Here is a 26,009-nt window from a genome sequence, read left to right on the forward strand (position 1 = left end):
CTTAGGCCTCCCATTTGTTTTCCATCGATTTATCAATGCCTATGCCTGTTTAAACTGGTTTTTGATAGGGTGTTTTACGGCGAGATCCGGTTGACTTTCAACCTCATATAGCCGAGTCTGTCACTCTGCGTACAGCCAGGTTTACTGAGCTTAACTTGGTAAATTTGATAAATAATATTGACAATGGCTGTATTGATAATTTCAAAGAATAAGAGGAAGAGACGGTGAAGATGCTCTCTGGCGCCGAAATGGTGGTCCAAAGCCTGAAGGACCTCGGCGTAAAGTCTATATTTGGCTACCCTGGTGGCTCAGTTCTGGATATTTATGATGCGTTGTTTCAGCAGCCAGATATGGAACATATTCTGGTGCGTCATGAACAGGCTGCAGTGCATGCCGCGGACGGTTTTTCTCGAGCCACCGGTAAGGTGGGTGTGGCGCTCGTAACCTCTGGCCCTGGCGCGACAAATACGCTGACGGGTATTGCGACCGCGTATATGGATTCCATTCCGCTGGTTGTTTTGTCGGGACAGGTGCCTACGTCTCTGATCGGAATGGACGCTTTTCAGGAAACCGACATGTTCGGTTGTTCTCGTCCTATCGTTAAGCACAGTTTTTTGGTGAAGAAAGCAGAAGAGATCCCAGACGCGATTGCAAAAGCATTTTATATCGCGTCGACTGGGCGCCCTGGCCCAGTGGTGGTGGATCTGCCTAAGGATTGCCAGAATCCGCTGCATAAATTTGAATACAATCTGCCGACCGATATTAAGATGCGCTCCTACAACCCGACTACCAAAGGGCATGGAAGGCAGATTAAGAAAGCGTTGGATATTCTGCTGCAGGCTAAGCGACCTGTGCTATACGCAGGTGGTGGAGCGGTCATCGGCGAAGCTTCAGAAGCATTAACTGCGCTGGCTGAACGACTCAATTTACCGGTCACTAATACCTTGATGGGATTGGGGGCGTTTCCAGGTACCCATGATCAGTTTCTTGGTATGTTAGGGATGCATGGTACCTTGCAGGCGAATAAGGCGATGCATCACAGCGACTGCATTCTAGCAGTCGGCGCACGCTTTGATGACCGAGTGACGAACAACGTTGCCAAATTCTGTCCTGATGCGACGGTATTGCATATTGATATCGATCCTGCATCGATTTCCAAAACTATCATGGCTCATGTGCCTATTGTGGGTGCTGCCGATACCGTGCTGAAGCAGATGCTAACGCAGTTAGATGGTTCTGGTGCTTCGTTGGATGAAGAGAGTCTGGAAAGCTGGTGGCAAACTATCGACGGTTGGCGCAAAGCCCGCTGTTTGGATTACGTCAAAAGCGATGAGAAAATAAAGCCACAGCAGGTGATTGAAGCCCTGTACCAGGCAACTGATGGTGATGCGTATGTCACCTCTGATGTCGGACAGCATCAGATGTTTGCAGCGCTTTACTACCCGTTTGATAAACCACGCCGCTGGATCAACTCTGGTGGTCTAGGCACCATGGGCTTCGGCTTCCCAGCCGCTATGGGTGTAAAACGTGCGTTTCCTGATGCTCAGGTCGCTTGTGTTACGGGCGATGGCAGTATTCAGATGAATATTCAGGAGCTATCCACCTGCTTGCAGTACGACATCCCAGTGAAGATTGTGTCATTGAACAATGCGCAACTTGGCATGGTGAAGCAGTGGCAGGATATGTTCTATAGCAATCGCCACAGCCATTCCTACATGGAGTCGATGCCAGATTGGGTGAAGTTGGTAGAAGCTTACGGCCATGTTGGTATCAAGGTGACTAAGCCTGAAGAGCTGCAGCCGGCGATGGAAAAAGCGTTCGCAATGAAAGACAAGCTGGTGTTCCTAGATATTCATGTGGATCAAGCGGAGCATGTCTACCCGATGCAGATCAAGTTCGGGGCGATGGATGAAATGTTTTTATCGAAGACGGAGCGAACCTAATGCGGCGTATTCTTTCTATATTGTTGGAGAATGAACCTGGCGCGTTAAGCCGCATTATCGGCTTGTTCTCCCAGCGTGGTTACAATATTGAGTCATTGACGGTAGCACCGACCGATGATCGTAGCTTGTCACGGATCACTGTGACTACCTTTGGTGATGACCATGTGATTGAACAGATCACCAAGCAGGTGAATAAGTTAATCGACGTGTTAAAGATCACCGACCTGTCTGAAGCGGCTCATATTGAGCGTGAACTGATGTTGGTGAAGATGCGTGCTAGCGGTGATACTCGCGAAGAGATCAAGCGTACCAGTGATATCTTCCGTGGTCAGATCGTTGATGTAACACCGACTCTCTACACAGTGCAACTTGCCGGGCCGTCAGATAAATTGGACGCTTTCATTGATGCTGTGAAAGAAACGACAGAGATAGTTGAAGTCGTCCGTAGCGGTGTTTCAGGCATCTCTCGTGGTGAGCGGGCATTAAGACCCTAATATCTATCGCTCATCGACGTTAATAAAAACCACCTGCGGGTGGTTTTTTTATGCGTGTGAGCCAGCTTGTTGGCTGCGTTACGTGAGTTAACGCCATGTGTATATTTTCCTGTGGCAGAGAGCGCTGAAAGGGCGTGGAAGGAGCGTGTCAAATGGCCATTTTTGTTCGCGAAAATTGACTCGTCAGCTACGCAGCAGTACTGCGATCGTGCTAGCCATATTATTTTGTTTTTAAGCAATTTCTGGAGCAAGTTTAGTTTTAGGTCTACGCTCAATTGTGTGGCTTGCGCTGTGTCATGGAGGATTGAACATGCGCTCACCTTTACTACTTTCTATCTGTTGTTTGCTGTTATCACCCGTGGTTGGATTCTGGGTGTATCAAGCAAGTCAGGAAACCAGCTTCGCGTTTCTAAGCGCGTCTGCGCTGCTGTTCTCTTCCTGTATGCTGGGGTTGGAATATTTGATGAAGCGGCAAAATATACCGCTAATATCGAGTTCCGAAGTGAAGCGACGGCATAGTGATGGCAAGCGGGATCCTGTTCGCCATTGACCAACTTGCTTACGCTTGCTTAACTAGCTCTCTTGCTCTGCTAATGGGTAGGGCAGAGGGGCTATGGTTACACGACTGTCTGCTTCCGTTTTAATCCGATACTCACTGTCTGCTGAGCTATCAGATGGCATCACTGCCAGCAGTTTACCTGAGCCATTGATACTGACAGCCGATAGCACAAGCCCGGCTGGTCGCCAGCTATCGTTTGTTGCCTGTTCTAACTCACTTCCGGCCTGTACTTCCGCGCCAAAGTTGCCTTGAAGAATAAACATGGTTCGCTTGTTTTTTCCTAGGTATTTCATTCTGGCGACGGTTTCCTGGCCGATATAGCAGCCTTTTTTGAAGCTAATACCGCCGAGTGCCTGCAGGTTTAGCATTTGCGGGACGTATTTTTGTATTAAGGGGGGCTCTAAGTTGGGGTAGCCCGCTTCAATGTCCAGCAATTGCCACAATTGCTCACTCTCTTGTGGTGCAGCATTGAGTGGCGCAGGAAGAACCGCGCCCGTTGGTAATAACAGTAAATATCTAGGTTTGGGGGATGGAATATAGAAAATTAGGCCGTCAGAGCAGGCTACGACGGTTTCGCTACTGTCTGGTAGTTTGCCATAGCAGGTTTTAAGCAGTGTGTTGGCTTTGTCCCCCATAATGCCGAAACGCTGCCACTGCTCTGTCTGGTCGTTGATCTCTGCTTTGGCAAATGCAGCAAACTTCTTCAATTCAGCTAATGCGGGGGATTGGCTTTCTTGCCCATGCAGCATGAGCAGTGTCTCGGCATTTTCCGAAAGCAAGAATGTTGTCCACACTTTGCCCTTAAAGTCGCACTGCGCGCCCCATTGATAGTGCCCAGGTAGCAGCTGGTTGACATCACAAGTCACTTGTCCCTGCAGGTAGCTGCGCCTATCCTCACCGGAAATCTCAGTGATCGCCAACGAATTGAGTGGAGCGACAACAATATCAGCTAACAGCTTGTTGTTAGACTGTTCTAAAGAGGTGGCGGCTAGACTCATGACTTTGATCCTTAACGATTTGAAGCTACTAATTGGGGGCTCACAGTTTCGCTTTCAAGGGATACGTCTGCGATTGGGCCTATGTTAGCATGAGCCCTGTTGATCAAATAACGATGTGATGACTCCATATGGAACTTAGAGAAAAGCTGGCGCGACTTAAATGGGCTTGCCGTAGAGGCATGTTAGAGCTGGATGTGATTCTAGAGCCCTTTGTTCCTGAATATCCTAACCTTTCTGCACAGGACCAGCAGACTTTCGAACGTTTGTTGACTAGAGATGACCCTGAGCTTTTTGCTTGGTTTATGGGGCATGAACATTGTGATGATGAGGCGTTGGCGGCCATGATTAAACGGGTTCGTGACCACAGTGGAGCGATTTGAACTCGTTATTCAACCTAGCACCATAGCATTGAGGTTGTTTTGGTTTTTGCTCTGTTTTGTCGTTGTAGTGCTTTGCGCATCTGCATCGAATTTGCTGAGCGCTCTAATTGTCGCTGTTATCTGCGCACTGTTAGTTGTGTGGGGGATAGGTTTCCAACGCCAGATCCTAAGCACTAGTGGACGCATCGTTGTCGGCTACGATAACCGCGTTACATTGCTTCTGCCGGGTGATACGCCGTTATCCGTCAGCTTAACAGATCGCTGCTTGGTGAATGATTGGTGCTGCCGTGTGGCGCTTTGCAGTGCTGAAGATAAACGTGATTTACCAAAAAATTGGCGACAACCTTGGATCTGGCGCGATAGCCTGTCAGATACAGACTACCGCCGACTGTGCCGTGTATTATTGTATCAGCGGCATACCAACACCACTCACGGAAAGTCGTCTCAGACCTAAGGTGCTTTCCTGGGATCCAAAATCGTCGGTTTACTGGCAGGCAATGTTTTTGGATAATCCAAGGTGTAGTGCAGGCCACGACTCTCTTTACGCTCCATAGCCGAGCGGACGATCAGTTCCGCTACCTCGACTAAGTTTCTTAGTTCCAATAGGTTGTTACTTACCCTGAAGTAGCTGTAGTACTCAAAGATCTCCTGCTTGAGCAATTGTATGCGGCGTAGCGCACGCTCTAAACGCTTAGTTGTTCGCACAATACCAACATAGTCCCACATAAATAGCCGAAGTTCGTGCCAGTTGTGCTGTAACACTACCTCCTCGTCTGAACAGGTGACCTGACTTTCATCCCAGGCGGGTAATGTGGGGGCACTTGGCTGCGAATCTAACCTTTGCAAAATATCTTTGGCGGCGGCATGGGCAAAAACAACACACTCTAATAACGAGTTGCTGGCCATACGATTGGCGCCATGGAGGCCGGTGTAGGTGACCTCACCGATCGCGTAGAGGTTGTTGAGATCGCTACGTCCATGCAGATCGACCATTACACCACCACAGGTGTAATGTGCGGCTGGCACTACCGGAATTGGCTCACTGGTAATATCGATGCCTAGCTCTAGGCATTTAGCATAAATGGTTGGGAAGTGGTCTTTGACAAATTCATCGGGCTTGTGGGAGATATCGAGATAGACGCAATCAGCGCCTAATCTCTTCATCTCATGATCTATCGCTCTGGCCACAATATCCCGGGGTGCTAACTCTTCCCGCGGATCGTAGTCAGGCATGAAACGGGTGCCGTCAGGACGTTTCAGCTTCGCGCCTTCGCCTCGTAAGGCTTCGGTGAGTAGGAAGTTACGGGCTTCGGGATGAAACAGACAGGTTGGATGGAATTGATTGAACTCCATATTTGCCACCCGACAGCCAGCACGCCAAGCCATGGCGATACCATCGCCACTGGAGACATCCGGATTACTTGTGTATTGGTACACCTTACTGGCACCACCCGTCGCAAGGACGACGAAACGGGCGCGGATCACTTCGACGACCTCTTTGTTACGGTTCCAAACATAGGCGCCGTGGCAGAGATCGTTGTCGGTGCCCAGTTTCTGGCCGGTGATCAGGTCCACAGCATTGTAGCGCTCGAGCAGGGTCACGTTATCGCAAGCTTTTACCCGATCAACCAAAGTGGTTTGTACTGCTTTGCCGGTGGCATCGGCGGCATGAAGAATGCGGCGATGGCTGTGGCCGCCTTCACGAGTGAGATGGTAAGTGGGTTCATCGCCGGGTGAATCGACCTGGTCAAAGGGCACGCCCAGATCGATTAGCCACTGGATGCTTTCTCTAGCGCTGCTGGCGGTATATCGCACCGCCGCTTCATCGCAAAGGTCGGCACCCGCCGTCAGTGTGTCTTGAACATGAAAATCAACGCTATCGCTGGCATCGAAGACCGCGGCGATGCCGCCCTGAGCGTAGAAGGTTGCACCTTCACGCACAGGCCCTTTACTAAGGACTGCAACGGTTGCGTGTTGACCCAATTGTAGCGCTAGGGAGAGCCCCGCGGCACCACTACCGATAATCAACACATCATAGCTGTGTTCAATTTGCTCCGTCATACGTTATCATGGTCAATTAATTCAGATGCCTATGTTAGCTGAACTGTGACCTGAGATACACTTTCTGTCATCAAGTAAAATTATTTAACATTCTTTCGAACTAATTAATTTAACGGCAGTCTATGAATGTGTGCATGCTTAGAGCCTCCAGTTCGGAAGCGGTAATTCAAGTGGAGTGGAAGCTCGAATGAGCGAGCAGCAAATCGACCAGAAGCTGGTCGAACGTGTCCAGCAAGGGGACAAGAGAGCCTTTAATGTGTTGGTACAGAAATACCAGCACAAGGTAATTAACCTGATTTCTCGTTACGTTAAAAATCAAGGCGATGTGCCTGATGTAGCGCAGGAAGCTTTTATAAAAGCATATCGGGCATTACCTGGTTTTAGAGGCGAAAGTGCGTTTTATACGTGGTTGTATCGTATTGCTGTGAATAGCGCCAAGAACTACTTGGTATCACAGGGGCGGCGACCACCCGCGAATGATATTGAGCCTGAAGAGGCTGAGTATTATGAAGGGGCTAGCGCACTACGCGATGTATCAACGCCAGAGAGCTTGGTGTTAACAGATGAGATCAGACAAATGGTCTTCGATACTGTTGATACTTTGCCCGAGGATTTGAAAACCGCGATCACCCTGCGTGAGCTGGAAGGATTGAGTTACGAAGAGATCGCTGAAGTGATGGAGTGTCCGGTTGGTACGGTGAGATCACGTATATTCCGGGCTCGCGAAGCGATAGACAAACAAGTTAAGCCGTTAATAGAACGTTAACGTCAGAGGTAGATAAAAATGGCTGCAGATAAACAGCAACGTCTTTCATCTTGGATAGATAATCAGGTTGATGACGCTATCAGTGATGACATGATCGATGCGTTGCTCGAAGATCAAGAGTTGCAGGATACCTATTCGCGCTATCAATTGATTGGCGATGCTATCCGCGGTGAGATGCCGCCAGCAATCGATATTGATTTGACTAGCCGAGTTGCGGCAGCTTTGGAAGATGAACCGACTATCCTTGCGCCTAAAAGCGAGCCGTCGGCGGCTGTGCAATCGGGCAAGGTGGTGCCGCTATTCAAGCAGCTGGGGCAATATGCGATTGCCGCGACTGTCGCTGCGGTAGCCGTGCTTGGTGTGCAACAGTATAACCAGCCTGGTAATAGTGAAATTCCAACACCTGTACTTAATACCACGCCATTAACTGGTTTAGCTGCACCGGTCAGTTTATCTGCTGCACCAGTAGAAGCGGAGCCGAGTGACGAAGCGAAAGCGCAACAGATGCGAATTATTGAGCAGCGCCGCCGTATCAACGCTTACTTGCAAGATCATGAACAGCAGCGCCGTTTACAGCCGATGGAACAGCTTGATCCTGCTGATGTGTTAGCCACAGATACTGATAAAGGATCTGAAGAACGCTAGATGAAGTTACCTCTAATCAGGTCGTTGTTCACCGGCCTGTTACTCTCCTGCACTGTTTTTTCTGCATCGGGCGCTGAAGCGCCCGAACTTCTTTTAAGTCGTATGGTGGATGCTTTCCGCCAGCAAACCTATGTAATCTCTATGGTACAGAATTTCGGTGGCCGAATTGAGCCGTTGAGATTCGAACATGGTTTTGTTGATGGCGTCGAGATTAGTCATTTGAGCTACCTCAACGGGCCTATGCGGGATATCGTGCGTAAAGGGGAAACTGTTTCTTACTTGGAGTCCGAACGCACTGCTTATTCATTGAAAGCTGGGCAGATGGATGGTCCCATACCTCGGGCTTTTTTACGTGGTTTTAAGTCTATTGCTGAGAACTATCAGTTTGTTTTGGGCGGACGTAGTCGCACCGCTGGTCGTATTGCCCAGTTGATCCGCATTACACCTAATGAAGCGGATCGGTTTGGTCTTTTAGTGTGGGCAGATATTGAAACTGGTTTCATGCTGCGTGCAGATGTGATTAGCAGTGAAGGGGATCTGGTCGAGCAACTGCAAGTGGTATCTTTGCAACTGTTAGATGAACCGTCGGCTCATCTCAAAGCTATTGCTACCTCAGAGTTCCCACAAACGGTTGTTACGCCAGCCAAGTCAACAGAACGAGAGTTGGTTGAGTGGCGGGTGGGCTGGACACCCTCAGGGTTTGAACTTGTTGGTAAAGACCAGCATCGTCTGGCGCTGATTAATGACGTCGTCGATTATATGATGTTCAGCGATGGGCTAATAAAGTTCTCTGTCTATATCAACAAGGTAGATGACACAGAAGAACGTGGCAGTTTGGTCACTCGAGGCGCTCTTTCTCTATTTAGTTTGATTAATTCCGGTATTGAGATCACCGTTGTTGGCAGGTTGCCGCCGGAAACAGCCCAACGTATCGCTGAAACCATTTATCCTGTGGTGAACAAACCTAAGCCTAAGGAACGGCCTTAATGTTTGTTGAAGAAGCACGGGTAGTGCGATGTCATGACGGCTGGGTTGAGCTGGAAAGCCTGCAAAAAAGCGCCTGTGATGCCTGTAGTGATAAAGGTTGTGGCAATGGCGTGGTAGCAAAAGCGTTTGGCCACCGTTTGCACCGAATGCTACTGCCAGATCCCGGCCATTTGCAACAGGGACAAACTGTTCGCGTTGCATTACCTGAAAGAACCTTGATTACCGGCGCTGTTTTAGTCTATCTATCGCCCATTGCTGGCGCATTGTTTGGTGCCATCATTATCTCTATGGTTCAGCAGCTTAGCGGTAGCCATAACGAACCAATGCAGATTATTGCTGCTGTGTTAGGCGGTGTTGCTGGCTGGCTATTTGCTCGTCACCGGGCACGCCAATATGAACGGGATCCTGCCTGTCAGATTAAGATTTTACAGGGTGATGAACTGCCATTGACGCTTTCTTCGACACAGCAAGATAGCGACGTTTGATTAAACAGGGTAGAATTGGCCGCTTGTTAACGCACTCCTTCGGTTTAACTGGTTTCTGCCTACATGAAGCATATCCGTAATTTTTCAATTATCGCCCACATTGACCATGGTAAGTCGACCTTATCTGATCGCCTTATTCATACCTGTGGTGGCTTAAGTGACCGCGAAATGGAAGCTCAGGTTCTGGATTCTATGGATCTGGAACGGGAACGTGGTATCACAATTAAAGCGCAAAGCGTTACGCTTAACTACAAAGCGCAGGATGGTGAAACCTACCAGCTGAATTTCATTGATACACCGGGACACGTCGACTTCTCCTATGAGGTTTCGCGTTCCCTGGCAGCCTGTGAAGGTGCCTTGTTGGTGGTAGATGCAGGTCAGGGGGTAGAAGCGCAAACCGTTGCGAACTGTTACACCGCCATTGAGATGGATCTGGAAGTTGTTCCTGTCCTGAACAAAATCGACTTGCCACAGGCAGATCCTGAGCGGGTGGCGGAAGAGATTGAAGACATTGTTGGTATTGAAGCCACTGATGCTGTGACCTGTTCAGCGAAAACCGGCTTGGGCGTAGACAAAGTGCTTGAAACCATTGTTCGCGACATTCCAGCCCCTGAAGGTGATCCAGAAGCGCCAACTCAGGCTTTGATTATTGATTCTTGGTTTGACTCTTACCTTGGCGTCGTATCTTTGGTGCGGATTAAGCATGGCTCGTTGAAGAAGCACGACAAGATCAAGGTGATGAGTACCGGCCAGGTCTGGGGCATCGATCGCATCGGTATTTTTACGCCGAAGCGAGAAGATACTGACGGTTTGAATTGCGGTGAAGTGGGTTGGGTGGTTTGTGGCATCAAAGAGATCCACGGCGCGCCAGTGGGCGATACGCTGACCTTGGCACGCAACGGTGCAGAGTTACCGTTGCCAGGATTCAAAAAGGTAAAGCCTCAGGTTTATGCTGGCTTGTTCCCAATAAGCTCGGATGACTATGAAGCGTTTCGTGATGCCTTGGCTAAACTGAGCCTGAATGACGCATCACTGTTCTATGAACCTGAAAACTCTAACGCTCTTGGCTTTGGTTTCCGGATTGGATTCTTGGGCATGTTGCACATGGAGATCATTCAGGAACGCTTAGAGCGTGAGTACGACCTTGAATTGATCACCACCGCACCGACGGTGGGCTATCAGGTAGAAACTACCGATGGCGAGCTACTTAGCGTCGACAATCCGTCTGATCTGCCGCCAGTGAATAATATTCACGAGATCCGTGAGCCGATCGTTGAAGCACATATCTTAGTGCCACAAGAGTACTTGGGTAATGTCATCACGCTTTGTATCGAAAAGCGTGGTGTGCAAAAAGAGATGAATTATCACGGTAAGCAGGTGGCGCTGACCTATGAGATCCCAATGGCCGAAGTGGTGATGGATTTCTTTGACCGCTTGAAGTCTACTAGTCGCGGTTACGCATCGTTGGATTACAATTTTGTCCGCTTTGAACCGGCGGATATGGTACGAGTTGATGTGTTGATTAACGGTGATCGTGTTGATGCGCTTGCTATGATCACCCATAAAGATAATTCGCTGGGTCGTGGTCGCGATCTGGTCGATAAGATGAAAGAGCTGATCCCGCGGCAGATGTTCGATATCGCTATTCAGGCAGCTATCGGTAACCATGTTATTGCTCGTAGTACGGTGAAGCAGTTGCGGAAGAACGTAATCGCCAAATGTTACGGCGGTGATGTTAGTCGTAAGAAGAAGCTGCTGCAGAAGCAGAAAGAGGGTAAGAAACGGATGAAGCAGGTGGGTAATGTGGAAGTACCACAAGAAGCCTTCCTCGCCGTTCTTCAGGTAGGAAAGAAGTCTTAAGGAAGTAAGATGGCGGGAATATTTTCATCTATTTTGGTATTTGCCACGCTGATCACCGGTATTCTGTGGTTGATCGACGCGTTGATGTTCGCGCCAAAACGTAAGTTGGCTGTTGCCGCCGCCGAAACTGCGGCAGGCACAGAGCTTGATGAAGAAGCTAGAGAACGCGTGGCACCTCGGCCAGGAGTGTTTGAGTTCGCGGAATCACTTTTTCCTGTCATAGCGATCGTGCTGGTACTGCGCTCATTTATCTATGAACCGTTCCAGATCCCGTCAGGCTCAATGATGCCTACTCTGTTGGTGGGCGACTTTATCTTGGTCGAGAAGTTTAGTTATGGCCTGCGTGAACCCCTGAACCGGACTAAGTTTCTGGAAACAGGTGAGCCTAAAAGGGGCGATATTGTGGTGTTTAAGCACCCGCCTCAGCCGCAGATCGATTACATCAAGCGTGTCGTTGGTTTACCGGGCGATCGCGTCATCTACAAAGACAAGAAGCTTTATATCCAGCCCGCTTGTGTTGATCAGGTGCCTTGCCCAGAGCTGAAGCTGGTTGCTTCCGATGTGGTCGGTCGCAATGAGTTTAAAGATCCAGCCGGTGGTGTTGTCGATCGTCTTGAAGAAAAGTTAGGTGAGGTCAGCCATCAGATCCTTATCTACCGTGACCGTGGTGAACCTTGGGTCAATTATTTCCGTCAGCGAGGCTCACGTCCCGGTGAGTGGTTAGTACCTAAAGAGCATTATTTTGTCATGGGTGATAACCGCGACAATAGCCTTGATAGCCGCTTCTGGGGGTTTGTTCCTGAAACTCATTTGGTTGGTCAGGCTGTCGCTATCTGGATGAGCTTTGAATTTGACCGTGATCCCAACAGCTTTTTCAGCTGGGTACCTACTGGTGTTCGCTTTAGTCGTATTGGCGGTATTGAGTAGTGCAACTGTATAGTAGCGTGGTTAACTATGGATAATCTTGCTCGTTTAAGCCGTGCATTGGGATATGAATTCAAGGACATTGCGTTGCTTGAACAGGCACTATCTCACCGCAGTGCCGGTAGTCGTCATAATGAACGGTTAGAGTTCCTTGGCGACTCTATTCTTAGTCTTGTGATCTCAGAGAAACTCTATGCGCAGTTTCCGAAAGCGAGCGAAGGTGATCTGAGCCGATTAAGGGCAACGCTGGTTAAAGGCACCACGCTGGCTGAACTGGCGTTAGATTTTAAGCTCGGAGACTATTTACGTTTGGGCTCTGGTGAGCTGAAAAGCGGTGGTTTTCGTCGCGCTTCCATTTTAGCGGACGCGGTTGAAGCTATTATTGGTGCCGTTTACCTTGATGGCGGTATGCAGGTGTGTGAGCCCTTAGTACTGAGCTGGTACGATAGTCGGTTGCAGGCGATCAAGCCTGGTGAACACCAGAAAGATGCCAAAACGCAACTGCAGGAACTCCTGCAGAGTCGCAAATTACCTCTACCGGACTATGCTGTGCTCAACATTGAAGGTGAAGCACATAATCAAACATTTACTGTGTCCTGTCAGGTCAGCCCGTTGAATGAGGCGGTCACCGCTTCTGGTCCGAGCCGACGTAAAGCAGAGCAAGATGCCGCTGCCCAGGTCCTGGAGAAGCTTTCCCATGAGCGATAATACTCGCGCTGGCCTCGTTGCCATTGTTGGCCGCCCTAATGTTGGTAAATCAACATTGCTTAATGCGCTGCTGGAGCAGAAGGTTTCAATTACTTCAAAGAAACCGCAAACCACACGTCATCGTATTCTTGGTATTTTGACTGAAGGCCCGGTGCAGGCTGTGTTTGTTGACACCCCAGGGCTGCATATTGAAGAGCAGCGGGCGATCAACCGTTTTATGAACCGTGCGGCGTCTAGTGCGTTGGCTGATGTTGAAATGGTTATCTTCGTGGTTGAGGGCACCCATTGGACAGAAGATGACGAGATGGTGCTAACTAAGATCCGCCAAGCGCAAAAAGTGCCGGTGGTTTTGGCCATCAATAAAGTGGATCAGGTGAAGGACAAAGCTGAGTTATTGCCCCACATTCAAAAACTGGCTGCCGATTTTTCATTTGAACGAGTGATGCCGATCTCAGCCAGTAAAGGCGAACATGTTGATGAGTTGCGTCAGTTCGTTATTGATTCTCTCCCTGAGTGTGAGCATTTCTATCCGGAAGACTATATTACCGACCGCTCGCAGCGTTTTATGGCGGCGGAGATCATTCGGGAAAAACTGATGCGTTTTACTGGGCAGGAGCTGCCTTATTCAGTCACGGTAGAGATCGAACAGTTTAAGATGCAGCCCAACGGGGTTGCTCAGATCAACGGCTTGATCTTGGTTGAGCGGGATGGCCAGAAGCGCATGGTGATAGGTAAGGGCGGAGAGAAGCTGAAAACCATTGGCCGTGAAGCACGTCTGGATATGGAGCCGCTATTTGATTGTCGCGTCAATTTGAACCTATGGGTAAAGGTGAAGAGTGGCTGGGCAGATGATGAGCGGGCATTACGTAGCTTGGGGTATGGCGAGGACTAAGTGACGGCCGAGTCGGCATCCGCTTTTTTACTGCACCGTCGTCCATATCGGGAGACCAGCTTGCTGGTTGACCTGTTCCATCTGGATCTGGGCTATGTCAGAGCGGTATGCCGCGGCGCGCGTTCTAAGTCGAAAGGAACCGCTGCGTTAATGCAGCCCTTTACACCACTACTCGTCGAGCTTTCTGGACGTGGTGAACTGCTCTCCTTGAGGCATGCTGAAGCCGATGGACCCGCCTATCAATTCACCGGCAGTGCGCTTTATACCGCTCTTTATCTGAACGAATTATTGGTGCGCTTGTTACCACAGAGTGAGCCGGTTTCTGAACTATTCTCCTCTTATAGCGATGCGTTGGCGGCGTTAGCGCAAATGGCAGCAGAGATGGTGCCAGATCAGATCCTACGACCATTTGAACTCCTACTATTAGACACCCTAGGCTTTGGCATTGACTTTCAGAGTGATACTGAAGGGCATTGTCTATCTGAGCAGTTGAGTTACCGCTGGCTCCCTGAGCAGGGATGGCTAGCACAAGTAAGCCATGGTGACGTTGCCGTAACGGGGGTCTACCCAGGAGCACATCTGCTGGCAATTGCGCGAGGAGCGTTTGATAATGAAGCTGTTCAGCGCAGCGCCAAGCTGATTTGTCGCCAGGCACTATCATCACAGCTAGGCTCGCGCCCATTAAAGAGCCGTGAACTATTTGCACATTTTTTAAAAGGAAAACGACCTTGAAAGAGATTTTGCTGGGCGTCAACATTGACCATATCGCCACGCTCCGTCAGGCCCGAGGCACAAATTACCCCGATCCTGTTCACGCGGCTGCAGTGTCTGAAAATGCCGGTGCCGATGGCATTACTGTGCATCTGCGGGAAGATCGCCGACACATTCAGGATCGTGATGTGGCGTTGTTGAAGCATACGCTGAAAACCCGCATGAATCTGGAAATGGCTGCGACCGATGAGATGGTGAAGATCGCCATTGAAACTCAGCCAACGTTTGTCTGCCTAGTGCCTGAGAAGCGCGAAGAGCTGACCACTGAAGGCGGCTTGGATGTGGCAGGACAGTTGCCACGGATGACACAGGTAGTGAGTGAACTAGCCGCGGCGGGTATTAAGGTGTCGCTGTTTATCGATGCCGACAAAGCCCAAATTGATGCAGCGAAGGCCTCTGGTGCGCCCTATATTGAATTGCACACTGGCCATTATGCTGATGCAACCGATGAGCAAGTCCAGCAAGCAGAGCTTGTGCGTATTGCTGAAGCGGCGACCTATGCCGATGGTCTCGGCCTGACAGTTAATGCAGGCCATGGCTTGCATTACCACAACGTCAAACCAATCGCGGCGATCCCTGAGCTGGAAGAGCTTAACATTGGCCACTCGATCATCGCCCGTGCTGCTTTTGATGGACTGGCAACAGCCGTTGCTGATATGCGCCGGTTGATGAAAGAAGCAAGACTGGGTATTTAGAGATGCCAGTTGTTGGGCTGGGAACGGATATCGTTGAAGTCGAGCGTATTGAGAGTGCGCTTGCTCGTAGCGGCCAGCGTTTTGCCGAACGTATTTTGACCGCCGTTGAAATGGAGCGCTTTCTGCAAGCATCGCAGCAGGCGCGCTTTTTAGCGAAACGGTTTGCTGCAAAAGAAGCGGCGGCAAAGGCGTTAGGTACAGGTATTGCTGCTGGTGTCAGTTTTCAGAATATGCATATCGGCAATAATGCAGCGGGTAAACCTGAACTGACTCTGACGGGCGCGGCTTTGGTACAAGCTGAGCGCTTGGGGGGGACTCATTGGCTGTTGAGTATCAGTGATGAGCGCCACTTTGCGGTTGCAACCGTGTTGATTGAGGCCTGAGTGGCTCAGGCCTTTCCTTCTATATCCTAGTCGCCATTAAGCCTGTGTGGCTTTCGCCGCTTCCAATAGCAGTGAAATTTCATCATGCATCTCCAGCAGCTCAGGCTCTAGGTCCGGTAGTTCAATTCCCTGCTTGAGTAGTGTTTCCAGTTGATTTGCTAGTTTGTTGAGCTGCGGTACGCCAGTGTAACAGCAAGCGCCATTGAGCTTATGAACATGGTGCAGTAGCTGCTCTCGGTCTTGTTCCTGATAGGCGTTATCTAAGGATGTTTTGACCTCAGGCAGGCTATCCAGCAGCATCTGTAGCATCTCTTGGGCGAGAGCTTCTCTGCCGCCAGCACGTTTGAGGGCGAGGCTCCAGTCGATCCCATCTATTGTCGCCAAGCTGGTACCTTGACTGTTGAGCTTCGGGATCCACCGTAGTAGCAGGCGTTGCAGCGCCTCCTCATCGATTGGTTTGGTGAGATAGTCATCCATTCCTTTAGATAGCAGTCGTTCCTGTTCGCCACTCATGGCATGGGCGGTAACTGCGATGATCGGGGTTGAACGATTTAACTCTGTTTTGCGGATCTCCTGGGTCGCTGTCACGCCATCCATACGTGGCATCTGAATATCCATCAAGATCAGGTCATAACTCTGCTTTTGCGCTTTCTCGACAGCGAATTCACCATCTTCACAGATCTCAACTTCGTTGACGATATCATCCAGCAGAGCGGCAATCAGTTTCAGATTCGCCGGGTTGTCATCGACGGCCATCACTCGGGCATCATGGCGGGTGATTTTACTCTCGACCTTCACTGGCTGTACTTTTTCTGCTGGCTTAAAGTTGCCTACTAAGCGGCAAACTTTAGAAGGGGATACCGGTTTGGCCAAGCTATAATCGGCTCCCTGTTCACGTAATCGGTCGTGGATATTCGGATCGCTGTGATTGGTGATCACGATGACTTGGTTGCTGCATACTTTAGCCTGTCGGATCAGTTGCCCCATCTGTGACATATCTTTTTCGCATGAGGCGCAGCTGATCAATGTGGCCAGGAAACGCTGACCGGAATTGAGCTGATACTGCCATTCGAACGGTTCGCTGACACTGACGACATTGATATTCCAATTCAGCAGTGGTTCAGACAGGGCACGACGGCTGGCAGCTTGGGGCTCGTAAATTAACACGGACTGTTCGAATACTGCATCTAGTGGTAGCGGCTCTCCTAGTGGCAGCGGACTGCGGGTACAACATAAGGTAAACCAGAAGGTAGTGGATTCTCCGGGCGTGCTGTCAAAGCCCATCTCTCCGCCCATTTGGTGAACCAAGCGTTGTGAGATCACTAAGCCTAAACCGGTGCCGCCGAAGCGACGAGTGATGCTGGTATCCCCCTGGCCAAAGGCCTGGAACAGAGATTTCTGTTGCTCTTCACTTACCCCGATCCCTGTGTCTGTCACCATGATCTTGAGGGTGACTTTATCCTCATGCTCTTTCAGCAACTTACTACTGATCTCAACCGAGCCTTGATCAGTGAACTTCACCGCATTACCTACTAAGTTGGTGAGTACCTGCTTAATACGGAAGGCATCACCAATCAGGTTGTCCGGTACTTTATCCATCACCCGCACAACCATTTCTAAGCCTTTTTCATGGCTGTTGGGTGCCAATAACGTGGCCACTTCATAAATTGTATCGCGCAACATAAACGGCATCTGCTCAAGCTGCAGCTTGCCCGCTTCGAGCTTAGAGAAGTCGAGAATATCGTTGATAATGGTTAGCAGGTTGTTGGCGGACTTTTCAATGGTCACCAGATAATCTTTTTGCTGTGGTGTCATTGGCGTTTTCAGCAGCTGACGGGTAAAGCCGATCACCCCGTTGAGCGGCGTACGCAACTCGTGACTCATATTGGCAAGGAATTCGGATTTCACCCGGTTTGCTTCCTGTGCCCGTTTTTTCGCCATATCCAGTTCAATATTCTGGATCTCGATCTGTTCTAGCGTTTCCCGCAGATCAGAGGTGGCCTGATCGATGTTCTGCTGCATCTCGAGGTGGGATTCATCGAGAGATTTGGCCATGGCATTGATGCCCTGACGCAGTTCATCGAGTTCGCCGATCAATGGACCGGCGACACGGGTGTCGAGTCGACCACGGCGGATCATATCTACCGCATCTACCATCTCCGAAATAGGTTCGGTGACCTGTTTTACTAAACGGAAGGTGAACAGTAAGTTGAGGATCACGCCGACCATTACAATGATACCTGCGGCCAGTGCGGATCTATGTTGCGCCAGTACAGCGCCATCGGAATTCAACTGTGCAACGACATAGCCGATGATCGGCGTGGGTTCATCTGGCTTCAGGCCATACAAGTTAGACTCTTGATGGATCGGTGTGCGCAGGATCAGATCGCCGTTGCTGGTGTACTCCAGCATGGTATTCGGTGGTACGGTGGAGCCTGGCGGCAAACGTAATGTATTGAAGTTGCGTATGTAGTTGCTGGTAACAAAGACCTTATGGCGAGTATCGAAGATGGCGATGGCGCGCACAGTTTCAGAGTGACGACGGTGAGACACACCGACCAAGCGTTTAAGCATCTCGCGGCTGTTGTGCAGCATGCCATACTCACTGGCGATAGCCAGTGGTTCGACAATATTACTGCCTCGCTCAATTAACTCTTCGTCAAGCTGTTGAAAGCTATGAAAGGTGAAATAACTGCCGAGTAAGACTCCGATCAATACCGTCGGTGCCAGCGTTAATATGAGCACCCAAGAGCGTAAGCCCAGTGTCGCCATGGTGTTTCCTTCACCCCTGCCGTTACAATGCGGGTAATAATGTCATATTCGATAGAAAATGAGTACCGCCTGAACAACGAAGGCGTGACGAGGTAAACGTTTCATGGTGCAGATATTTAAGCCGAGCAAGCGGTCGAAAGCTGCTAGCAGTAAACAGCCACTACTGTTGCAAGTGGATGATCTTAATCATCAGGGGGAAGGCGTTGCCAGAGATAACGGTCGCGTCGTGTTCGTCGATGGTGCCCTGCCAAACGAGCGTGTTGAGGCTCGGGTTACGGACAGCCGTAAGCGCTTTCAAACCGCCAAGCTGATTAAAGTAGTCGAGGCCTCTGCGCAACGGGTCACTCCATTTTGCAGCCACTTTGGTGATTGCGGTGGCTGTGCATTGCAGCACCTGTCTGCCGAAGGACAGCGCGTTGTGAAGCAAAAACGGCTCGCCAGAGTGTTGGCTGATCACCATGTCGCTGAACCTGAAGACTGGCACGCACCTATCTCTGGAGAGACGCAGGGCTACCGTCGTCGCGCCCGAATTAGTATTTGGTTTGGTAAAGGCAAGAACGAATTCAAAGTGGGTTTTCGTCAGCGAAGTAGTAAGGCATTGGTGGAGATCGACAGCTGCCCGGTATTGGCTGAATCTTTGCAATCTAGCTTTAAGTTATTGCGCCAACTGTTAGTGCGTTTAAAGCGTCCGAAAGTATTCTCGCATCTGGAGGTTTGTCAGTCGCAAGAGGGGACGGTATGGATCCTGCGCCAACTTGATCAACTGCGGAATGATGACTTGACCCTGGTACAGCAGTTTGCTGAGCAACATTCACTGCAGCTGTTAACTGAGAGTAATAGTGGTGCACTGCAGACGCTAACGGGAGAGGCCGCGCCAATCTACCATTATCAGCTAACGGTGGCGGAGCAAGCTCTGGATGTCGGTTTTGCGCCTAATCACTTTATTCAGGTCAATGAGCAGGTCAACCGTGCCATGGTGACACAGGCGGTTGACTGGTTGGCGCCAAGAGCGGGTGAAACCATTGCCGATCTGTTCTCCGGTGTGGGCAATTTTAGTTTCGCCATCGCCTCTGTTGGTGCCAAGGTGATTGGCGTGGAGGGGATTGAAGCGATGAATCAACGGGCGGCGGCTAATGCCGAGCGCTTGGCGCTGACCGACCGCTGTCAATTTGAAACGATTGACTTGAATGGCGACTTAACCGAGTTTGCACAGAACCATGGCCCTTTTGATGGTGTACTGTTAGATCCTGCTCGCGCAGGCGCACAAGCGGTTGCTGAGCAGATACATTTGCTCGCTCCCCATCGGCTAGTTTATGTTTCTTGTGATCCCGCTACCTTGGCAAGAGATACTGAAATACTCTGCTCTCAGGGGTATCGAATTGAGAAAGCGGGGATCATAGATATGTTTCCACACACAACACATCTTGAATCTATGCTCCTGTTTCGCAAAGATGGAAAGGCTAAGGTAAGGAAATAGTCATTATGGTTTCAGTTCGCGACACGCAAACAGGCAAACTCAATCAGAGTATTGATGATTGGTTGATTGGCTTGGGTCTAACCAAAGATACCCGTGAGGGCGTGAAGCAGGCTTACGCCTTATGCCAGCGATTGGTTGCTGAGCACGAACAGGGTGAATCGTTACTGCTCAGTAGCCGGGAGATGATCGCGATCCTAGCGACCATGGGAATGGATCTGACCGCTTACCGCGTGGCGATGTTATATCCGCTGGTGCAGGAAGGTATTGTAAGTCGTGAGCAGGCCGATGAGTTTTATGGCAAAAAGGTCAGTCAACTTTTGGATAATGTAGAGCGTATGGAAGCGATACGCTCTCTGCAGATAGTCTCTTCGAGTCAGCCGACTTTGCAGCAGGTGGACAATCTCCGTCACATGCTACTCGCCATGGTCGAGGATGTACGTGCGGTGGTGATTAAGTTAGCCGAGCGGATCTGCTATCTGCATTCGGTAAAAAATGCCGATGAAGAGACGCGGGTGATGGCCGCCCGTGAAACCTCCGATATCTATGCCCCGTTAGCGAATCGTTTAGGCATAGGACAATTGAAATGGGAGCTGGAAGATTTCGCCTTTCGTTATCAGCACCCACAGACCTATAAACAGATCGCTAAAATGCTCGATGAGCGGCGTCTGGATCGTGAAGAGTATATTGCCAACTTTCTGCAAAGCCTGGAGAAAGCCCTCAAGCAGGAAGGGATCAACGCTGAGGTGCAAGGGCGTCCAAAGCATATTTACAGTATTTGGAAGAAGATGCAGCGCAAAGAGTTGGCGTTTGACGAGCTGTTCGATGTACGCGCAGTGCGGGTTGTTGTGGATCGTCTGCAAGACTGTTATGCCGCTTTAGGTGTCGTACACACACTGTTCCATCATTTGCCCAGCGAATTTGATGACTATGTCGCGAATCCAAAATCTAACGGCTATCAATCGATCCATACGGTGGTGCTTGGGCCGCAAGGTAAGACGGTCGAGATACAGATCCGCACGGAACAGATGCACCAGGATTCCGAGTTGGGCGTTGCCGCCCATTGGAAATATAAAGAGGGCGGTGGCGCTGCAAAGAGTGGTTACGAGGAGCGCATCGCCTGGCTGCGTAAGATCCTTGCTTGGCAAGATGATGTTGCCGAGAGCGGTAACTTGGTTGAAGAGCTGCGTAATCAGGTGTTCGAAGATCGAGTGTATGTATTTACCCCCAAGGGTGACGTTGTCGATCTGCCGACGGGCTCAACACCGCTCGATTTTGCTTACTATATCCATAGTTTGGTGGGGCATCGCTGCATCGGCGCTAAGATTGGCGGCAAGATAGTGCCATTCACCTACATGCTGCAAACGGGTGATCAGGTGGAAGTGATTACTGCCAAAGAGCCCAACCCCAGTCGTGACTGGCTCAATCCCAATCTGGGCTACCTGAAATCATCCCGCGCTCGCGCCAAAGTACAACACTGGTTTAAGCAACAAGACAGAGACAAGAATATTGCTGCTGGCAGAGAGATGCTTGATACCGAATTGAGCCGTGTCGGTCTCAAGTTAGCGGATCTGTCAGAAGCGGTGGATCGTTTTAATGTCACCAATGTTGATGATCTACTGGCGGCCGTTGGTGGGGGAGACGTCAAACTCAACCAAGTAGTCAATCACCTGCAAAGTAAGTTGCAGAAACCTTCAGACGAAGAAGCGGATGAACTGGTATTAAAGAAAACCGCTAATGTGACACGTAAGCCACCGAAAGATGTGTTGCTTGTTGAAGGGGTCGGCAATCTGATGACCCACATGGCGCGTTGCTGCCAGCCTGTGCCTGGTGATCCTATCATGGGGTATATCACGCAAGGGCGGGGGATCTCTATCCACCGTCAAGACTGCGATCAGCTGGCGGATCTATTGGAAGCGCAACCTGAACGCGGTATGGAAACTGCGTGGGGTGAAAATTACGCCGCCGGATATTCGTTGACTATTCGCCTGTTAGCTACCGACCGAAGCGGCTTATTGCGAGATATCACCACTATTTTGGCTAATGACAAGATCAATGTGTTGGGGGTGAAAAGTCGCTCAGACGTGAACCAGCAGACGGCGATCATCGATATGGAACTGGAGATCTATAACAAGGATTCTTTGTCGAGGGTATTAACGCGGTTGGGTCAGCTTCCCGATGTGATGGAAGCGAAGCGCCTTTGAGCGATTTTTTGTCTAAATGAACCGATGAAAGGATCTGCTCGTGAGTAATAAGCCATCTATCGATAAGCTCGTCGACATCATGGCGCAGTTAAGAGATCCCCAGGGTGGTTGTCCTTGGGATCTTAAGCAAAGCTTCACCTCAATCGTGCCTTATACGCTGGAAGAAGCGTATGAGGTGGCCCATGCCATTGAAACCGAGGATTGGCCTGAGGTGCAGAATGAACTCGGGGACTTGCTGTTTCAGGTGGTGTTTTATGCCCAATTAGGCAAAGAGCAGGGGCTGTTTGATTTTGATGCCATTGTTGATGGCGTCAGTGAGAAATTAGTTCGCCGCCATCCCCATGTCTTTGCGCAACTGGATGTCGCAGATGAAGCTGAAATAAAGAAAAATTGGGAGAATTTTAAAGCCGCAGAAAGGGCTGAGAAAAGCCAAGATGTTGCGCCAAGTGCGTTGGATGATGTTCCTGCTGCGTTACCGGCTTTAAGCCGAGCAGCTAAGTTGCAGAAGCGGGCGGCACATCAAGGGTTCGATTGGCCTGATATCAGCGGTGTAGTCGATAAGCTGGCGGAGGAACAGTTGGAACTGGTTGAAGCGCTGGCCAGTGATGATATGGAGCATATCGCTGAAGAGTTGGGGGATCTGCTATTTACCGCGGTAAATTTAGCACGTCATCTGAAAAAAGATCCGGAACAACTGCTGCGTCAGGCTAATAATAAATTTGAAAATCGTTTCCGTTATGTAGAGAAAATCTTACGTGTCGAGGGTAAAGAGCTAAGTGATTACTCACTAGAACAACTTGAAAACGCATGGTGCGAAGCCAAAACCGAACTCAACCCGTGACAGCGATCACATTGATGTGGCGCAATGCTGACAATTTATTTCACCGTTAGAATCGCGTTTCGTTGAGTGGGAGCCGTGGCTTTGTTATACTATTGCCCCGTCTTGAGTGTCCCTTCAACTTTCAATTTCTCAGGTTCAGAATGACGACGAACTATATATTTGTGACAGGCGGGGTTGTGTCCTCCCTCGGTAAGGGTATCGCTGCTGCATCATTGGCTGCCATCCTGGAAGCACGTGGCCTTAAGGTCACCATGATGAAGCTAGATCCCTACATCAATGTTGATCCAGGGACCATGAGTCCGTTTCAGCATGGCGAAGTGTTCGTCACCGAAGATGGCGCAGAAACTGACCTAGATTTAGGCCATTACGAGCGTTTCATTCGTACCAAGATGAGTCGCCGTAATAATTTCACTACGGGTCGTGTCTACGAAGATGTCCTTCGTCGTGAACGCCGTGGTGACTATCTAGGTGCAACTATTCAGGTGATCCCACATATCACCAATGAAATTAAAGCCCGTGTGCTCAAAGGTGCCGAAGGCCATGATGTCGCTATTGTCGAGATCGGTGGCACTGTGGGTGATATTGAATCGCAGCCGTTTTTAGAAGCTATCCGTCAGCTGGGTACTGAACTGGGGCGTGATCACGCCATGTTTATGCACCTGACATTGGTGCCTTATTTGGCTGCCGCTGGCGAAGTGAAAACCAAGCCGACTCAGCACTCAGTGAAAGAGCTGCGCTCTATCGGTATTCAGCCTGATATTCTTGTTTGTCGGAGTGACCGCAATATTCCTGCAAATGAGCGCGCTAAGATCGCCTTGTTTACTAACGTCGAAGAGCGTGCGGTTATCTCTTTGAAGGATGTTGATAGCATCTACCGTATTCCAGCTCTGTTGAGTGGCCAGGGGCTTGATGCCTTGGTGGTGAAACGCTTTGGCCTCGAGTGTGCGGAACCCGATCTGTCTGAGTGGGAACAGGTGCTCTACGAAGAGAGCAATCAGACCAACGATGTCACCATCGCTATGGTAGGCAAATATGTTGAGTTGCCTGATGCCTATAAATCTTTGAATGAAGCGTTGAAGCATGGTGGCTTGAAAAGTCGTCAAAACGTCAATATTAAGTATGTTGACTCGCAAGATGTCGAAACCAAAGGTGTCGAAGTGCTCGAAGGTGTCGACGCAATTTTGGTACCCGGTGGTTTTGGTGAGCGTGGCGTTGAAGGGAAAATCCTCGCTGCTCAGTATGCCCGTGAAAACGGCGTGCCCTATTTAGGCATCTGTCTTGGTATGCAGGTAGCGTTGATTGAGTACGCTCGTCATGTTGCAGGCATGGAAGGCGCCCACAGTACCGAATTCGATATTGAGAGTGCTTATCCTGTGGTGGGGTTGATCACCGAGTGGTTGGATGCGGAAGGTAATGTTGAACAACGTACCGAGCAATCTGATCTTGGTGGCACCATGCGTCTTGGGACTCAGCTTTGTCATTTATTGGATGGTAGCCGTGCTCGGGAACTTTATGGCAACGCTACCGTCGAAGAGAGACACCGTCACCGCTATGAGGTGAACAACAATTTCCGTAAGCAGTTGGAAAAAGCGGGTCTGAAGATAACAGGCCTAAGCGCAGATAAGAAACTGGTTGAGATCATTGAGATCCCTGAACATCCTTGGTTTGTAGCGTGTCAGTTCCATCCGGAATTCACCTCTACACCGCGCGATGGACACCCATTGTTTACCGGTTTTGTGGCGGCGGCTGGAGATTATCAGAAGCGCCACCTAAACTAATTTGACTAAGAATTTGTGGACTCTCACCCCTGTGTGAGTCCGTGCTGTTTTTTAATTAGTAATTCGTAAATTAACGAGGAAGACCATGTCTAAGATCGTCAAAATTATTGGCCGTGAAATCATCGATTCACGCGGTAACCCTACTGTTGAAGCTGAAGTTCACCTGGAAGGTGGTTTCATCGGTTTGGCTGCTGCCCCTTCTGGCGCATCAACCGGTTCTCGCGAAGCGCTGGAATTGCGTGATGGCGATAAGTCACGTTTCCTGGGTAAAGGTGTACTGAAAGCGGTTGCTGCAGTTAACGGTCCAATTGCTGAAGCGGTTGTAGGTAAAGACGCTGCAGACCAAGCTGCTATCGACCAAATCATGATCGATCTCGACGGCACTGAAAACAAAGCTAACTTCGGCGCAAACGCTATCTTGGCTGTTTCTTTGGCTAACGCTAAAGCAGCTGCAGCAGCTAAAGGTATGCCTTTGTACGAGCACATCGCAGAACTGAACGGTACTGCAGGTCAGTTCTCTATGCCTCTGCCAATGATGAACATCATCAACGGTGGTGAGCACGCTGATAACAACGTAGATATCCAAGAATTCATGATCCAGCCAGTTGGCGCTAAGACTTTGAAAGAAGGTTTGCGTATCGGTGCTGAAGTATTCCACAACCTAGCAAAAGTACTTAAGTCTAAGGGCATGAGTACTGCTGTAGGTGACGAAGGTGGTTTCGCACCTAACCTGGAATCAAACGCTGCGGCATTGGCTGCGATTAAAGAAGCGGTTGAAGCTGCAGGTTACGAGCTGGGCAAAGACGTTACTTTGGCCATGGACTGTGCTGCTTCTGAGTTCTATGACAAAGAAGCTGGTAACTACAACATGAAGGGTGAAGGCAAGATCTTCACTGCTGAAGAGTTTAACCATTACCTTGCTGGTTTGGTTGAGCAGTACCCAATCGTTTCTATCGAAGACGGTTTGGACGAGTCTGACTGGGATGGTTTCGCACATCAGACTAAGCTGCTTGGCGACAAGATCCAGTTGGTTGGTGACGATCTGTTCGTTACTAATACTAAGATCCTGAAGCGTGGTATCGATAACGGTATTGCTAACTCTATCCTGATTAAGTTCAACCAGATCGGTTCACTGACTGAAACTCTGGCTGCTATCAAGATGGCTAAAGATGCAGGCTTCACCGCTGTGATCTCTCACCGTTCAGGTGAGACTGAAGATGCAACTATCGCTGACTTGGCTGTTGGTACTTGTGCTGGCCAAATCAAGACCGGTTCTATGAGCCGCTCTGACCGTGTTGCTAAATACAACCAGCTGATCCGTATCGAGGAAGCTTTGGGTTCAAAAGCACCTTACAACGGTTTGAAAGAAGTTAAAGGCCAAGCGTAAGC

General features: G+C 49.8%; 24 protein-coding genes. 21 read left to right on the top strand and 3 right to left on the bottom strand.

Annotated features, from left to right (window positions below; all coding sequences use genetic code 11):
* The first annotated feature begins 224 nt into the window (after positions 1–224).
* From EZV61_RS03265 to EZV61_RS03275, 3 genes are all read left to right on the top strand, one after another.
* Positions 225–1,943 (top strand): acetolactate synthase 3 large subunit, encoded by a 1,719-nt coding sequence (locus EZV61_RS03265; RefSeq protein WP_131414316.1) that lies wholly within the window; start codon positions 225–227, stop codon positions 1,941–1,943.
* Positions 1,943–2,437 carry an acetolactate synthase small subunit gene (gene ilvN, locus EZV61_RS03270; protein WP_114337276.1) on the top strand — a complete coding sequence of 165 codons (495 nt, stop codon included), beginning with the start codon at positions 1,943–1,945 and terminating at the stop codon, positions 2,435–2,437. Before EZV61_RS03265 ends, ilvN begins: the two co-directional genes overlap by 1 nt.
* Before the next feature lie 310 nt (positions 2,438–2,747).
* Positions 2,748–2,987: a hypothetical protein gene (locus tag EZV61_RS03275; protein WP_130566478.1), complete on the top strand. Its 240-nt coding sequence runs from the start codon at positions 2,748–2,750 to the stop codon at positions 2,985–2,987.
* Between the two features lie 23 nt (positions 2,988–3,010).
* Here EZV61_RS03275 and ygfZ read toward each other — a convergent pair whose 3' ends face one another.
* Positions 3,011–3,994 (bottom strand): tRNA-modifying protein YgfZ, encoded by a 984-nt coding sequence (ygfZ, locus tag EZV61_RS03280; protein ID WP_131414317.1) that lies wholly within the window; start codon positions 3,992–3,994, stop codon positions 3,011–3,013.
* A 128-nt stretch (positions 3,995–4,122) separates the two neighbouring features.
* Here ygfZ and EZV61_RS03285 point away from each other — a divergent pair, with 128 nt between their 5' ends.
* Positions 4,123–4,374 (top strand): FAD assembly factor SdhE, encoded by a 252-nt coding sequence (locus tag EZV61_RS03285; RefSeq protein WP_114337279.1) that lies wholly within the window; start codon positions 4,123–4,125, stop codon positions 4,372–4,374.
* On the top strand, positions 4,361–4,828 hold the full coding sequence (locus EZV61_RS03290; protein WP_338068537.1) for a protein YgfX: 468 nt from the start codon (positions 4,361–4,363) through the stop codon (positions 4,826–4,828). The genes EZV61_RS03285 and EZV61_RS03290 overlap by 14 nt, the downstream gene beginning before the upstream one ends.
* Here the strand turns inward: EZV61_RS03290 and nadB are convergent.
* Positions 4,825–6,435, bottom strand: a complete 1,611-nt coding sequence (gene nadB, locus EZV61_RS03295) for an L-aspartate oxidase (protein WP_114337281.1) — start codon at positions 6,433–6,435, stop codon at positions 4,825–4,827. The genes EZV61_RS03290 and nadB overlap by 4 nt on opposite strands.
* A gap of 187 nt (positions 6,436–6,622) precedes the next feature.
* Between nadB and rpoE the strand changes: the two genes are divergently transcribed.
* The 11 genes from rpoE (at position 6,623) to acpS (ending at position 15,551) form a co-directional block, all read left to right on the top strand.
* A complete protein-coding gene (gene rpoE, locus EZV61_RS03300; protein ID WP_114337282.1) occupies positions 6,623–7,201 on the top strand; it encodes an RNA polymerase sigma factor RpoE in 579 nt (192 codons plus the stop codon).
* Positions 7,202–7,219: 18 nt separating this feature from the next.
* Entirely contained in the window at positions 7,220–7,846 is a 627-nt protein-coding gene (locus EZV61_RS03305; RefSeq protein ID WP_131414319.1) for a sigma-E factor negative regulatory protein, read from the top strand.
* Positions 7,847–8,833: a MucB/RseB C-terminal domain-containing protein gene (locus EZV61_RS03310; RefSeq protein ID WP_131414320.1), complete on the top strand. Its 987-nt coding sequence runs from the start codon at positions 7,847–7,849 to the stop codon at positions 8,831–8,833.
* Complete coding sequence (locus EZV61_RS03315) at positions 8,833–9,318, top strand: SoxR reducing system RseC family protein (RefSeq protein ID WP_131414321.1); 486 nt, start codon at positions 8,833–8,835, stop codon at positions 9,316–9,318. The genes EZV61_RS03310 and EZV61_RS03315 overlap by 1 nt, the downstream gene beginning before the upstream one ends.
* Before the next feature lie 63 nt (positions 9,319–9,381).
* Entirely contained in the window at positions 9,382–11,178 is a 1,797-nt protein-coding gene (gene lepA, locus EZV61_RS03320) for a translation elongation factor 4 (protein ID WP_114337286.1), read from the top strand.
* Positions 11,179–11,187: 9 nt separating this feature from the next.
* A complete protein-coding gene (gene lepB, locus EZV61_RS03325; RefSeq protein WP_131414322.1) occupies positions 11,188–12,105 on the top strand; it encodes a signal peptidase I in 918 nt (305 codons plus the stop codon).
* A gap of 27 nt (positions 12,106–12,132) precedes the next feature.
* Complete coding sequence (rnc, locus tag EZV61_RS03330) at positions 12,133–12,810, top strand: ribonuclease III (RefSeq protein WP_114337288.1); 678 nt, start codon at positions 12,133–12,135, stop codon at positions 12,808–12,810.
* Entirely contained in the window at positions 12,800–13,702 is a 903-nt protein-coding gene (era, locus tag EZV61_RS03335) for a GTPase Era (protein ID WP_130566484.1), read from the top strand. The genes rnc and era overlap by 11 nt, the downstream gene beginning before the upstream one ends.
* Positions 13,703–14,434 carry a DNA repair protein RecO gene (gene recO, locus EZV61_RS03340; protein WP_131414323.1) on the top strand — a complete coding sequence of 244 codons (732 nt, stop codon included), beginning with the start codon at positions 13,703–13,705 and terminating at the stop codon, positions 14,432–14,434. It abuts the gene before it with no gap.
* Positions 14,431–15,168, top strand: coding sequence for a pyridoxine 5'-phosphate synthase (pdxJ, locus tag EZV61_RS03345; protein WP_114337291.1), 738 nt, complete (start codon positions 14,431–14,433; stop codon positions 15,166–15,168). The genes recO and pdxJ overlap by 4 nt, the downstream gene beginning before the upstream one ends.
* 2 nt (positions 15,169–15,170) lie before the next feature.
* Entirely contained in the window at positions 15,171–15,551 is a 381-nt protein-coding gene (acpS, locus tag EZV61_RS03350) for a holo-ACP synthase (RefSeq protein WP_131414324.1), read from the top strand.
* A gap of 36 nt (positions 15,552–15,587) precedes the next feature.
* Here the strand turns inward: acpS and barA are convergent, their stop codons facing one another.
* Entirely contained in the window at positions 15,588–18,323 is a 2,736-nt protein-coding gene (barA, locus tag EZV61_RS03355) for a two-component sensor histidine kinase BarA (protein ID WP_114337293.1), read from the bottom strand.
* Between the two features lie 103 nt (positions 18,324–18,426).
* Here barA and rlmD point away from each other — a divergent pair, with 103 nt between their 5' ends.
* From rlmD to eno, 5 genes are all read left to right on the top strand, one after another.
* Positions 18,427–19,800, top strand: coding sequence for a 23S rRNA (uracil(1939)-C(5))-methyltransferase RlmD (rlmD, locus tag EZV61_RS03360; RefSeq protein ID WP_131414325.1), 1,374 nt, complete (start codon positions 18,427–18,429; stop codon positions 19,798–19,800).
* Between the two features lie 5 nt (positions 19,801–19,805).
* Complete coding sequence (relA, locus tag EZV61_RS03365) at positions 19,806–22,001, top strand: GTP diphosphokinase (protein WP_131414326.1); 2,196 nt, start codon at positions 19,806–19,808, stop codon at positions 21,999–22,001.
* 40 nt (positions 22,002–22,041) lie between these two features.
* Entirely contained in the window at positions 22,042–22,842 is an 801-nt protein-coding gene (mazG, locus tag EZV61_RS03370; RefSeq protein WP_131414327.1) for a nucleoside triphosphate pyrophosphohydrolase, read from the top strand.
* Positions 22,843–22,982: 140 nt separating this feature from the next.
* The gene (locus EZV61_RS03375) at positions 22,983–24,620 is read left to right on the top strand and encodes a CTP synthase (protein WP_114337297.1); all 1,638 of its coding nucleotides are present in this window, start codon (positions 22,983–22,985) and stop codon (positions 24,618–24,620) included.
* Positions 24,621–24,705: 85 nt separating this feature from the next.
* Positions 24,706–26,007, top strand: coding sequence for a phosphopyruvate hydratase (gene eno / locus EZV61_RS03380; RefSeq protein ID WP_131414328.1), 1,302 nt, complete (start codon positions 24,706–24,708; stop codon positions 26,005–26,007).
* Positions 26,008–26,009: the final 2 nt, after the last annotated feature.

The organism is Corallincola luteus (assembly GCF_004336975.1).
Classification (GTDB): domain Bacteria; phylum Pseudomonadota; class Gammaproteobacteria; order Enterobacterales; family Neiellaceae; genus Corallincola; species Corallincola holothuriorum.